This window comes from Lysobacter antibioticus, assembly GCF_001442535.1.
Taxonomy (GTDB): domain Bacteria; phylum Pseudomonadota; class Gammaproteobacteria; order Xanthomonadales; family Xanthomonadaceae; genus Lysobacter; species Lysobacter antibioticus.
Genome location: NZ_CP013141.1, coordinates 2551996 through 2563491 on the forward strand (window position 1 = coordinate 2551996; position 11496 = coordinate 2563491).

The window sequence follows — 11496 nt, forward strand, 5'->3', positions numbered from 1 at the left end:
ACGGATTTTACGCGCGACCGCGCTAGGGTGTCGGCATCGCATCCAACCGAATGCATGCCTCATGCGCCTGCCCGTCCTGATTGCGGCCCTGTTGATGCCCGTGGTGGCCTGGTTCTCCCAGCAGGGCGCATTCGGCCCCGACAACGGCACGATCTCCAACCGCTACCCCACCCTGCTGGTCGCGGCCGGCTACGCCTTCGCCATCTGGGGCCCGATTTTCCTCGGCGACCTGATCTTCGCCTTCTGGCAGCTGCGCGGGCGCTATCGCGGCGCCGACAGCCTGCGCCGGCTGCGCCCGGCCGCGGCCGCAGGCTTCACCCTGACCGCGCTGTGGATGCCGATCTTCTCCCAGCAATGGTTCTGGCTGGCCCTGACGGTGATCTGGCTGGCGCTGGCCTGCCTGGCTCGCTGCGCGGTGCTGCTGTCGCGCGACAGCCATCCCCTGCCCGGGCAGATCGCCTGGGCCAAGTTTCCGATCTCCCTGCATGCCGGCTGGCTGAGCCTGGCTGCGTTCCTGAACACCGCCCAGGTGATCGTCGCCTATCGCCTGCTGCCGACCGACGACATGCTGACCTGGAGCCTGGTGCTGCTGGCCGCGGCCGCCGCGCTGCTGTTGCTGTTGAACGCGCGCATGCGCGGCAACAGCGGCTATACGATCGCCGCGCTATGGGGCCTGGCCGGCGTCTACGTCGAACAATCCGAGTCGGTCTTGCAGGGCGCGCAAATCGCCGCCTGGGGCGCGGCGGCGATCGCCGTATTGTTGCTGGTGCAGACCTTGTGGTTGCGCCTGCACCCGCGGCACCGGGTGTTTTCCGGCCATCTCTCGCCGGGCGAGTGATCGTCGCGCCGGCGCGTTCGCGCTGCGGCGTTGTTGCGACCGCGCAACAGCGGCTTCATCGCCACGCAACGCCGCGACCGCGAGGATGGAACATCGTCCAGCCTCAGGAGCGACCCACGATGCGAGCCCTTTTCATCGGCGGCACCGTCGACAACAGCGAACTCGATCTCGACGACGGCACGCCGCCGCGCCATTACCCGCCCGATACCGGCAGCGGCCACTCGCGTTACCGCCTGCACCACGTCGGCTTGCGGCAAAGCGATACGGTCTATGCGGTGTATGCGGCGCCGGACCTTGCCGACGGCGAGGTCGAACGGGTCGCGCAGGAACGCGGCTATGCGCGCCGGTTTCAGGCGGAGCCGCAGACCAGCGAGTGACCGAAGATCGATGAGCCCGGCCGGCTGCGCGCGCCCTCGCCCCATCCCCTCTCCCGCATGCGGGAGAGGGGTTCGCCGAAGACGAGCTTCTTTGAGCGGCGGCTAGCCGCCGCTCAGCCCTGCAATTCGCGCAAGGTCACCGAGGGCGGCGCATCGAGCACCCGGCGGGTGGCGAACATGCCGGCCGCCAAGGCCGCCAGCACGCCGGCGGCGGCGCCGAACGCGGCCATCTTCGCGTCGAACTCCCAGGGCAGATCGAATACCTGCACGGCGACCACGCCGGCCAGCACCGAGGCGGCAATCGCCGCGGTCAAACCGGAAAGCAGACCGATCGCGGCGAACTCCGAAGCCTGCGCCAGGCGCAACTGGCGCCGGCTGCCGCCGAGTACGCGCATCACCCCGCCTTCGAGCAGGCGTTCGTCCTGGCTCGCGCTGACCGCCGCCATCAACACCAGCACGCCGGCGACCAGGGAGAAGTAGAACACCACCTCGACCACGGTCGAGACCTGGTCGGCGGTGCTGCGCACCTGCTTGAGCACTTGGTCGATATCGATCACCGACAGGTTCGGGAAGCGTTCGACCAACTGCGAAGTGAAACGCGTGCGCTCGGCCGGCACGTTCATCGCAGTGATGTAGCTCGCCGCATAGCCGTCGAGCGAACCGGGCGAGGCGATCACGAAGAAGTTCGGGCGGAAGCTCTCCCAGTCGACCTTGCGCAGGCTGGTGACGGTGGCCTGGAAGTTCTGCCCGGCGATGTCGAAACCGACCTTGTCGCCGAGTTTCCAGCCCAGTTCCTCGGCGAAGCCCTCCTCGACCGAAACCTCGGGCCGGGCGAGCTTGCGCGCGGCCCAGAATTTGCCGTCGACGATCTTGTTGTCCGAGCGCAGGCTGTCGGCAACCGACAGATTGAATTCGCGCTCGGCCAATTGCTTGGCGCGTTCGCCGCGCTCGGCATAGTCGGCGCCGGTGACGGCCTTGCCGTTATGCGCGACCAGGCGCCCACGGATCATCGGGAACAGGGTCGGCGCGGGCAGGCCTTGCTCGCCGATGAAACGACGCACATCGGCGATCTGGTCTTGCTGCACGTTGATGATGAACCGGTTCGGCGCATCGGCCGACAGCGACAGCTGCCAGCGATCGAGCAGATCGGTGCGCACGAAGGTCAGCAGCAACAAGGCCATCAGGCCCAGGCCGAGCGCCGAAACCTGGGCGATGCTGGTGCCGGCGCGGCGGCTGACGTTGGCCAGGCCGTAGCGCAGGCTGCCGCGCAGGCGCGAACGCAGGCGGCGTACCACCACGATCAGGCCCCATGCGAGCAGCGCGAGCACCGCCAGGGTGGCGGCGATGCCGCCGAGCATGGCCGCGCCGAGCGCGACCGAACCGGCCTTCCACCACAGCAAGGCGCCCAGGCCGAGCAGGCCGACGATCGCGACCACCCAGGCGCTGGGTTCGGTCGGGTCGAGATCGCGGCGCAGCACGCGCAGGGCCGGCACGCGCCGCAGCGCGAGCACCGGCGGCGCGCCGAAAGCGAGCAACACCACCATGCCGACGCCGAAACCCTGCGCTGCAGGCAACCAGCCCGCGCCCGGAATCGACATCTTCAAGGCCTGTTCCAGCCAGCCGCCGATCAGCCATTGCAGGCCGAAGGCGAGCGCGACGCCGATCGCGCTCGCGATCAAGCCCAGCAGCACCATCTCGCCGACGTGGATGCCGACCAGGGTGCGTTGGCTGGCGCCAAGGCAACGCATCACCGCGGTGCCGGACAGATGGCGCTCACTGTGGCGGCGCGCGGCCATCGCCACCGCGACGGCCGCCAGCACCACCGAGACCAGCGCGGCCAAGCCGAGGAAACGGCCGGCGCGGTCGAGGGCGGAACGCACTTCCGGACGTGCGTCGGAGATGGTTTCCAGGCGTTGGCCGCGTTGCAGCGCGGGCTTGGCCGCGGCGACGAAACGCTCGACCGCGCCGGGCGCGCCGGCGACGACGAGGCGGTAGCGGATGCGGCTGCCGGGCTGGACCAGCCCGGTCGCGGGCAGATCGCCGGCGTTGAGGAACACCTTCGGCGCGATATTGAAATAGTCGAGCGAGGCATCGGGCTCCTGCACGACCAATGCCGCCAGGCGCAGGCTGGAATCGCCGATCGCGATGCTCTGGCCGATCTGCGCGCCGAGCGTGTCGGCGCCGGCGCGGCTCATCCACACCGTGCCCTTCGCCGGCACGCCCTGCGCATCGCGTTCGGCGCCGGCGGCGCGATCGACGATGCGGAAACTGCCGCGCAAAGGAAAGCCTTCGCCGAGCGCGCGCAGATCGCCGAGTTGCAGGCGTTCGCCGACCCGGATCATGGTCTGCAGTTCGGTGGCTTCGGCGCGGCGCAGCGCCGGCACCGATGCCGCTCGGCGCAAAGCGCCTTCGATCGGATGATCGGCGCGGATCACCGCATCGCCGCCGAGCAGGCGATTGGCCTCGATGGTCAGTGCGCGTTCGGCGCGATCGGTGACGAAGCCGACCGCGGTCACCGCCAGCACGGCCAATACCAGCGCCGCGAGCAGGATGCGCACGTCGCCGGCCTTGAGGTCGCGGCGCAGCTGCCGCCACGCCAGGGACACGGTGCGGGGCATGCCGCTCACTCCTGCACCAGGCGGCCGCTGTCGAGGCGGATGCGGCGATGGCAGCGCTCGGCCAGGTGTTCGTCGTGGGTCACCAGCACCAGGGTGGTGCCGGCATCGGCGTTGAGTTCGAACAGCAACTCGATGATCGCCTGGCCGGTGTGGGTGTCGAGATTGCCGGTGGGTTCATCGGCGAACAACAACGACGGCCGGGTCACGAAGGCACGCGCGAGCGCGACGCGCTGCTGCTCGCCGCCGGACAACTGGCGCGGGTAGTGATCCAGACGCTGGCCCAGGCCGACCTTGGCCAGGATCGCCTGCGCCGGCGCGAAGGCATCGCGGTCGCCGCGCAGTTCCAGCGGCAGCATCACGTTTTCCAGCGCGGTCAGCGATGGCAACAGCTGGAAGCTCTGGAACACGAAGCCGACTTTCTCGCTGCGCACGCGCGCGCGGCCGTCCTCGTCGAGCGAGGAAATCGGCTCGCCGTCGAGCGTGACCGTGCCGCTGCTCGGCGAGTCCAGGCCCGCCATCAACGACAGCAGGGTGCTCTTGCCCGAACCGGAGGCACCGACGATCGCCACGGTGTCGCCCTTGGCGATCGAGAATCCGACCCCATCGAGGATCGTGAGTTCGCCCGACGGCAGCGCCACCCGCTTGCTCAGCCGGTCGACCTCGAGGGTCGGCACCGGCGCGCGCGCCACCGCTTCAGCGTGCGTCTCGTCGCGACCCGTCACGATGGAATCGGCCATGATCGAATCGGCCAGGTTGGAAGCTGCCATGATCGTCCTGTCTGCTTGCCTCGCCGTATCTTCGGGAGACGTTATTAAATGAGTTTTAAGAACTGCAACCGCGAGAGCCTCGATTTCCGGGGCCGCGACGACGCGAGCGCCACCGTCGCGCGCACCGCCCCGGGCCGCGCCCGCGGCCCCGCCGGCGATTTCGCAGCCCGGAAGGAACGATATGCGGCATCGTCGGGCCGCGTTCAATGGGCCGTTGGTCGTGGCGCCCGCGCCGCGCTGCTGGCCGTGGCCGTGCTGGCGACCGCATGGGCGCCGCTGCAGGCGCAACCGGCGACCGCCCCGCGGGCCGCGGCCAAACCCGCAGCCGCCGCACCGACCGCCAAAACCGCGCGCACCGTACTGTTCATGGGCGACTCGCTCTCGGCCGGCTACGGCTTGGCCGCCTCGCAAGGCTGGGTCGCGCTCACCGCCGAGCGCATCGCCAAGACCAAGCCCGGCTGGAAGGTGGTCAACGCCAGCATCAGCGGCGAAACCACCGCCGGCGGCGCCTCGCGCATCGCCGGCGAACTGCAGCGCAACCGTCCGGCCGTCGTGGTGATCGAACTCGGCGCCAACGACGGCCTGCGCGGACTGCAACTGGCGCAGAGCCGGGCCAACCTCGAACGCATGATCGCCGCGGCCAAGGCGGCCAAGGCGCAGGTGCTGCTGATCGGCATGCGCATGCCGCCGAACCTCGGCAAGGAGTACACACTGGGCTTCGAGCGCAACTTCCGCGAACTGGCGAACCAGCACGGCACCGTCCTGCTGCCGTTCCTGCTCGAACCGATCGCCCTCGACCGCGCCGCGTTCCAGGCCGACAACCTGCACCCGATCGCGAGCGCGCAGCCGAAGCTGCGCGATCACGTGTGGGCTCGGCTCGGGCCGATGTTGAAGTAGCTGCGGATTAAAGCGGGCGCGAAGGCGTCCGCCTCAGGCGCTGTGGCGGGCCGCGGTCGAACGGGCCCGTGCGTGCGGCTTCTCGGCATCGCGTCCGAGATAGGCCTTGCAGCGGAACTGGTCGATATCGTTGATGCGCAGAATGTTGCGCTTGCGGCTGACCAGGCCGCTGCGGTGCCAGGTCTGCAACTGCGCGTTCAACTTCGGCCGGCTGGCATTGACCATCGCCGCCAGGATGCTCTGGGTCGGCGGCAGGGCGACCTCGAAACTGTCCTCGCGCGGACGCGTCTGCGATCGCATCAGCGACAGCAGGTACCTCGCCAGACGCGACTCGAGGCGATGCAGGCACATCGTCTCCAGGCTTTCCACCGCTTGCCGCAAGCGCATGCACAACGAGGCATGGGCACGTTCGATGACTGCCGGGTCAGCGGTCAGGCTCGGGAAGTGGCGGCGCGACAGCAACAGCACGCGGGTCGGGCTGTAGGCCACCGCAGTGAAGGTATGCGAGTGGTTGTCGAGCAACGGCGTTTCGTCCACCGTTTCGCCGCTTTCGATGGTGTCGACGATGAGCTCCTGGCCATCGGGACCGTACAGCAGCTTGTAGATCCGTCCGTGGATGACGAAGGCGAGGAAGTCGCTGGAGTCGTTCTTGAAGAACAGCGCATCGCCTTCTTCGAGATTGAGTTCGGTGGAATGACGGGCGATGTGTTCCAGCAGCGTCGCCGGCAAACCGCGCAGGAGATTGCAGCGATCCAGGCCCCAGCGGCGCCGGCGCACGGCGATGTTGTCTTCGAGTGTCACGCACATACGGGCGGCCGCGTGCCCGAGCTGGCGGTTGCGTAAGTCCGGGCGGCGACGAGGCCGCGATCATGATGGCCGCGCATGCGGCCGATGGCACGTTGCATAACGCCCCCTGTGGATCGTCTGCGTTCGGAGCCTGCGGCGAGCGGCGAGATCCGTCGATCGAGCTGTGTCGAGGTGCGGCGCCGTTGCGGCGCCGCCAGCGCGAACCCGGCACGCAGGAGCCGGTACGATGCCGGCGCCAGCAGCGGCCCGGCATCGTGTCCCTTGCGGATTACGCGTACGGCGACGGCTTGAACGAGGTGAGCACGGTCAACAGGCTGGTCAGGTTATCCGCCACGCCGGTCTGGGCGACTTTCTCGGTGGCGCCTGCGGCGGCGGTGGTGTCGACGCTGTAGATCTGCATCACGCCCTGGTTGGCGGCGGCCAGCGACAGCGAATTCTGCTGCTGCTGCGAGGAAACCGCGTTCTCGAACAGGATGCCGGTGGAGTGCGCAGCGGCCTGGAAGATCGAGCCCATGGCGAAGGCCGGCGCTTCGCCGATGACCTTGACGTTGGACTGGGTGACGGCGTCGGTGATCTGGTTGTTGACTGCGGTGGGAAAGGCCATGAAGAAATCCTCGGTTGGCGATTACTGGAAAGCGAATGAGCCCGGATGCCGGCCCGGCTCAGCGCGAGCGCGGACCGGCATCTGCGGCCTGACCGTCGCGGTCAGGCCCGAACGGCTGCGTGGTATGCGAATCGAACCGATTACGGCTTGAACGCGCGCAGCACGGTCAGCAGGCTGGTCAGGTTGTCCGACACGCCGGTCTGGGCGATCTTTTCGGTCGCGCCGGCGGCGGCGGTGGTGTCGAGGCTGTAGATCTGCATCACGCCCTGATTGGCCGCCGCCTGCGCCAGCGTGTTCTGCTGCTGCTGCGCGGACACGGCGTTCTCGAACAGGATGCCGGTCGAGTGGGCCATCGACTGGTAGATCGAGCCCATCGCGAAGGCAGGCGCCTCGCCGATGACCTTGACGTTGGACTGGGTGACGGCATCGGTGATTTGATCGTTGACGGCGGTAGGGAAAGCCATGTTGAACTCCTTGGAGGGATGAAGTACGGCCGATGCCGTACGTGTTGGAAGAACGAGTCATCTATCGCGTTGTGAAGCCGATGCTGGCGCCTTGGCGGCGTGTTTTAGTTGTTGTCCCGATCGGGTTTTGCAGCGGGATTCCCGCTGTTTTCCGCATCGGCACGCGACTCGTCCGATGGCGCGGAATCCTGGCTCTTCGGGATCAGGCCGTTGTCCTTCGCGGCGTCGATCACGCTTTGCAATTGTTTGGCGAGCGGTCCGAACTGTTTGTCGAAGCAGGCCTCGACTTCGATCTGGACCAGGTGCGCGAGTTGATCGGCGATCTGCGCGATCATCGGCCGCTCGCCGGCGGCGCCGCCTGCGCTGCCCGGCGGCGGTTTGGGCGGCCGCAGATCGTCGAGCGAAGTGGCGCGTTCGACCGCGCCGAGCACCGCCGCTTCGGCTTCGCGCTCGGCGCGCGCATCCTTGCGCACTGTCGCCTGGGTGCGGCGCAGGCTTTGTTCGATCACGTCCTCGATGCGCTGGCGGCCGGATTCAATCAGGTTGCCGGCCTGCGAACGGCCGAGCTGCCCGACCGTCGGCGCGCCGGCCGGCGCCGCTGCGCGCGCCTTGGAATCGGCGTCGATCGCATCCAGCGCCGCGCTCACCTGCACGCGTTCGCCTTCGCTGAGTTCGCGGCCGAGCACGTGGAAGGCCAGCAGACCGACGTGATGATCCAGTTCGGTGCGGATCGGATCGGCGGCGGTTCGGCTCATCGCCGCGCCATTGAGCGCGGCGCCGTTGACGGCCGCTGCGCTGGCGAAGGTCGCATCGGGGGAAACGGCGGTCATCGCTGCGCTCCCAACTGCTTCACCAGCGCGCTCAGCACCTGCTGGGGCTGCACGCCGACCAGCTTGGCCAAGGCCGTCAGAACCTGCTCGGGCGACACCCCGGCCAGTTTCGTCAGCGCTTCGAGCACGTCGGGGCGCAGGAAGCGCTCGATCAGCTCGTCGCCGTCCGCGGCCGGCCCGGCCGGCGGCTCCGGATCCGCTACCGGCGCGGTCGCCGGCGCCACCGGCGGCGCCGATGCCGGTGCGAGCGCGTGCGCCATCGCCTCGCTCGATGCGGCGTGCGCCGCCGATACGGCCACTTCCACCGCCTGTTGCGATGCCGCTTGCGCGGCCTTGACCGCCGGCAGATCGAACAGACCTTCCAGTTCCTCGTGAAGCAGGTAATGCAGATTCTCGTCCATTGCGAACTCCGGTCTTACAAGGGATGCGATACGCAATGCGGTCGCCGATCAGGCCGGGCTGGGCTTGCGCGTGACGGTGACGACGGACGCCGGCGCCTTGTATCCGGCGATCGACGCGGTGATCTGACGCGTGCCGGCAAAGCCCGCGAGCGGGCCGACCGTGACCTGCCAGTAGGCGGCCGACACGCTGGCGACCAGTTGTTGCAACTGCGCGCCGACGTTGCCCTGGCTCGACGCGGAGGCCTCGAAAGGCATCAGGTCGTAGGCCAGCAGCACGATCGTGCGCAGGAATTCGTCCTGGATATCGCTGTGTTCGAGGCCTTGCGTATCCGAGCCGAGCAGGTAGGAGCGCCAGTTGATGAACAGGTTCAGGACCCGGCTCAACGCCGCGAACCAGACGCTGCGCACGCTGCTGTCGCCGGCCAGGGCCTCGACCAAGGCCTGGAATGCGGCATAGGCGCGGTCGAGATTGGCGACGCTGGCGATCAGCGCTATCGCCGCGGCCAATTGCTCCTGGATCACCGGCTTGCCGGCGACGAACAGATCGGCCAGCGTCGCGGCATCTCGCACCAGGCTCATGAGTTGGGCGATCTGCGCGGCGCTCAGGGCCTGCAGGCCGGTGAACATCAGCCTGTCGCTCGCGACACGCAGCAGGTCGGTGTCGACATAGCCGTCGAGGCCGCCCCCGGTCGAAGCGAACCATCCCGGCGCGCCGGCGATCGCATGGCCGCCCAGGTGAGTGTCGAAGGCGATGAACGGGTACTTGGCGGCGACGAAGCTGCGGTAGTGGCAGGCATGGCCGAGGCGGAAACCCAACAGGCCGGCGTTCGCGGTCAGCAGCTCGTAATAGCTCGGGCCCTGCTCCGACGAGGGCAGATCCAGCGATTCACACAAGGCCATCATGTTGCGTTTGCCGACGAAGTCGACCCGCTCGCGCGTGCGCGCGCTGGCGACGTCGTAGCGGCGCAAGATCAGGCCGTCGCAGGTCAGGCTGTCGTTGCGGAACATCTCGTCGAACAATCCCGAGACGTCGTGGGCCCGATGCGGCGGCGTACCTGCGCTGTCGCGCGCATCCTCGGCCTGACGCCCTTTGGCCGCTGCCAGGCAGGCGAAGACATAATCCGAATACGCGCGATAGAAAGCCGTCGCCGGCAACCGCAACGAGTAGGCCATGGCATAGCCGATCGCCGAGCGATTGTCCGAAGACACGCCCGCGACTTCGCCGCACTGGATGTGGTTGGTCAGTTGCAAGGCCCGCGCACCCGCGCCGGCACCGAAGAAACGGGTCAGTTCCGGGCTCGGCTGAATCTGTAGCTGCGCGGTCAGAAACGCGAACAACTCGGCGTAGTGGCCGCCCCGGTTCTCGCTGCCGGGTAGGTCGATGCCGATCACCTCGCCGAGGCTCGGGTCTTCGAACAAGGGCAGGATCCTGGCGCTCAGATCGCGTTCGAGCGCCTGCGCGCCGGCGTAGACCGCCGCGGTCCGCGCCAGCAGCTTGTACTGGGTCTGGCGGGCCTGGTTGTAGCTCGCCACGACCGCATTGGCCGCATGGATCTCGTCCTCGCCGATGGCCGTCTGCACATGGGCGACGCCCTGCTGTTCGAGATAGCGCAGGCTCATCGCCATCCACTGCAGATAGCGTGTTTCGCCATCGGGTTCGGCGCGCAGCTGTTTGATCGCGAACGAGCGTGCGCGGCAGGCATCGTCGAACGGCGTGTATCTGCCGGCGCTGTAGATCTTGCGGTTGAAGTAACGCAAGGCCGGCATCAGCTGGTCGAGCGTCGTCGAGGTGTTCGGCTTCGCGCCCTTGACCAGGGCTTCGAGCGCGCCGCGCACGGTCTTGTACAGCACCGGATCGGTGGCGGCGACGCCGCGGCGCAGGTTCAGGCCCAACCAACGGGTCAGGCAGAGGCAAGCGATGTAGAGGTTCTCGGCGATGCATTCGCCGCGCTCGTAGCGCGCGCGATGGCCGCTGGCGGCCAGACTGGCGAGCGGATTGCCCTCCTCCATCCACAACAACGCCTTGAGAAACAAGGACACCGCGCCGCGACCGGCCTGGGCGTCGTCGGCTTCGCCACCGCCGAACACCGCGGCCAACGACAGTTGCTGGCCCTTGGCGATGGCGACCGTGGTCTGCACCTCGACCGTGCCGTCGCGGCCCTGCACCTTGTACGCGACCGGCAATTGCAGCGCGTCGCCGGCCACCGACGCCGCATCTTCGACCGGCAGGATGCCGGCGAAACGGCTGTGGTAGTCGAAGCGATAGCTCGGCAATGTCAGCGACGGCAAGGCGAAATAAGCCATGACCCGGGTCCTGTGGGTGCGGTGCGGCGACGGCGGACCGGCGCGGGCGTGCGTTCACGCCCGCGCAGGACGACGCGGCGATCAACTGCCTTTGCGGTTCTGCAGCAGCGAGGAGTACTTGGCGATGCTCGAGTCGATGCGGTCGATGGCGAAGCTCGCCGACTCGGCTTCCATCGCGCCGGCGGCGGCGGCAACGGCGGCGGCCGCGCCCATGAGGATGTCGGTGGCGAGAATACCCAGCGCATCGGCGGCGGCCTTCTCGGGGTGGTTGTCGACCAGGTCCTGGGTCATCTGCCGCATCAGGATGCCCTGGCTGGCCAGCGCGATCTTGCTGGCACCGTCGAAGTAGGCCGCGGCCGATTGCGCCACCAGGCCGGCGGCCTGGCTGATCATCATGTCCGGCCCGGTCGCGATCTGCGACGGCGCATACGACGCAGTCTCGGCGTTGGTGAACTGCACTGCCTGGACGATCTGCTGATTGAGCGCGTCGGTCGGCGGCGGGGCCGGCGTCGGCGGATCGACGCTCTTGGCGACCGCCAGGCTGCGCGCCGCGGCCAGCGGCGAGGGCGGCGGCGTCGCAGGAGTCGAC

11 protein-coding genes are annotated in these 11496 nt (G+C 68.4%); 3 read left to right on the plus strand and 8 right to left on the minus strand.

Going from position 1 to position 11496, the window contains the following annotated elements:
* The first annotated feature begins 61 nt into the window (after window positions 1–61).
* Window positions 62–838 carry a hypothetical protein gene (locus GLA29479_RS10365; RefSeq protein WP_057971519.1) on the plus strand — a complete coding sequence of 259 codons (777 nt, stop codon included), beginning with the start codon at window positions 62–64 and terminating at the stop codon, window positions 836–838.
* A gap of 119 nt (window positions 839–957) precedes the next feature.
* Window positions 958–1215 carry a hypothetical protein gene (locus GLA29479_RS10370; RefSeq protein WP_057971520.1) on the plus strand — a complete coding sequence of 86 codons (258 nt, stop codon included), beginning with the start codon at window positions 958–960 and terminating at the stop codon, window positions 1213–1215.
* Between the two features lie 113 nt (window positions 1216–1328).
* On the opposite strand, the gene GLA29479_RS10375 is transcribed toward GLA29479_RS10370, so the two are convergent.
* Window positions 1329–3833 carry an ABC transporter permease gene (locus tag GLA29479_RS10375; RefSeq protein WP_057973151.1) on the minus strand — a complete coding sequence of 835 codons (2505 nt, stop codon included), beginning with the start codon at window positions 3831–3833 and terminating at the stop codon, window positions 1329–1331.
* 5 nt (window positions 3834–3838) lie between these two features.
* Window positions 3839–4570, minus strand: coding sequence for an ABC transporter ATP-binding protein (locus GLA29479_RS10380; RefSeq protein WP_082639000.1), 732 nt, complete (start codon window positions 4568–4570; stop codon window positions 3839–3841).
* A gap of 78 nt (window positions 4571–4648) precedes the next feature.
* Here GLA29479_RS10380 and GLA29479_RS25745 point away from each other — a divergent pair, with 78 nt between their 5' ends.
* Window positions 4649–5497, plus strand: coding sequence for an arylesterase (locus tag GLA29479_RS25745; RefSeq protein ID WP_082638508.1), 849 nt, complete (start codon window positions 4649–4651; stop codon window positions 5495–5497).
* A gap of 33 nt (window positions 5498–5530) precedes the next feature.
* Here the strand turns inward: GLA29479_RS25745 and GLA29479_RS10390 are convergent, their stop codons facing one another.
* The 6 genes from GLA29479_RS10390 to GLA29479_RS10415 all read right to left on the minus strand — a co-directional run bounded on the left by GLA29479_RS10390 (window position 5531) and on the right by GLA29479_RS10415 (window position 10907).
* Window positions 5531–6304, minus strand: a complete 774-nt coding sequence (locus GLA29479_RS10390; RefSeq protein ID WP_081930655.1) for a Crp/Fnr family transcriptional regulator — start codon at window positions 6302–6304, stop codon at window positions 5531–5533.
* Between the two features lie 268 nt (window positions 6305–6572).
* On the minus strand, window positions 6573–6908 hold the full coding sequence (locus GLA29479_RS10395; protein WP_031371093.1) for a RebB family R body protein: 336 nt from the start codon (window positions 6906–6908) through the stop codon (window positions 6573–6575).
* A gap of 140 nt (window positions 6909–7048) precedes the next feature.
* Window positions 7049–7372 carry a RebB family R body protein gene (locus GLA29479_RS10400; RefSeq protein ID WP_031371092.1) on the minus strand — a complete coding sequence of 108 codons (324 nt, stop codon included), beginning with the start codon at window positions 7370–7372 and terminating at the stop codon, window positions 7049–7051.
* 104 nt (window positions 7373–7476) lie between these two features.
* Window positions 7477–8202 (minus strand): hypothetical protein, encoded by a 726-nt coding sequence (locus GLA29479_RS10405; RefSeq protein ID WP_057971521.1) that lies wholly within the window; start codon window positions 8200–8202, stop codon window positions 7477–7479.
* On the minus strand, window positions 8199–8603 hold the full coding sequence (locus GLA29479_RS10410) for a hypothetical protein (RefSeq protein WP_057971522.1): 405 nt from the start codon (window positions 8601–8603) through the stop codon (window positions 8199–8201). The genes GLA29479_RS10405 and GLA29479_RS10410 overlap by 4 nt, the downstream gene beginning before the upstream one ends.
* 48 nt (window positions 8604–8651) lie before the next feature.
* Window positions 8652–10907 carry a hypothetical protein gene (locus GLA29479_RS10415; RefSeq protein ID WP_057971523.1) on the minus strand — a complete coding sequence of 752 codons (2256 nt, stop codon included), beginning with the start codon at window positions 10905–10907 and terminating at the stop codon, window positions 8652–8654.
* Window positions 10908–11496 lie beyond the last annotated feature (589 nt).

Bases quoted from the DNA above. Each gene is read 5' to 3' on its own strand.
- GLA29479_RS10390 (WP_081930655.1), bottom strand. From the start codon at position 6,304: ATGTGCGTGACACTCGAAGACAACATCGCCGTGCGCCGGCGCCGCTGG.
- GLA29479_RS25745 (WP_082638508.1), top strand. From the start codon at position 4,649: ATGAGTTTTAAGAACTGCAACCGCGAGAGCCTCGATTTCCGGGGCCGC.
- GLA29479_RS10405 (WP_057971521.1), bottom strand. From the start codon at position 8,202: ATGACCGCCGTTTCCCCCGATGCGACCTTCGCCAGCGCAGCGGCCGTC.
- GLA29479_RS10370 (WP_057971520.1), top strand. From the start codon at position 958: ATGCGAGCCCTTTTCATCGGCGGCACCGTCGACAACAGCGAACTCGAT.
- GLA29479_RS10375 (WP_057973151.1), bottom strand. From the start codon at position 3,833: ATGCCCCGCACCGTGTCCCTGGCGTGGCGGCAGCTGCGCCGCGACCTC.
- GLA29479_RS10380 (WP_082639000.1), bottom strand. From the start codon at position 4,570: ATGGCCGATTCCATCGTGACGGGTCGCGACGAGACGCACGCTGAAGCG.
- GLA29479_RS10400 (WP_031371092.1), bottom strand. From the start codon at position 7,372: ATGGCTTTCCCTACCGCCGTCAACGATCAAATCACCGATGCCGTCACC.
- GLA29479_RS10415 (WP_057971523.1), bottom strand. From the start codon at position 10,907: ATGGCTTATTTCGCCTTGCCGTCGCTGACATTGCCGAGCTATCGCTTC.
- GLA29479_RS10395 (WP_031371093.1), bottom strand. From the start codon at position 6,908: ATGGCCTTTCCCACCGCAGTCAACAACCAGATCACCGACGCCGTCACC.
- GLA29479_RS10410 (WP_057971522.1), bottom strand. From the start codon at position 8,603: ATGGACGAGAATCTGCATTACCTGCTTCACGAGGAACTGGAAGGTCTG.
- GLA29479_RS10365 (WP_057971519.1), top strand. From the start codon at position 62: ATGCGCCTGCCCGTCCTGATTGCGGCCCTGTTGATGCCCGTGGTGGCC.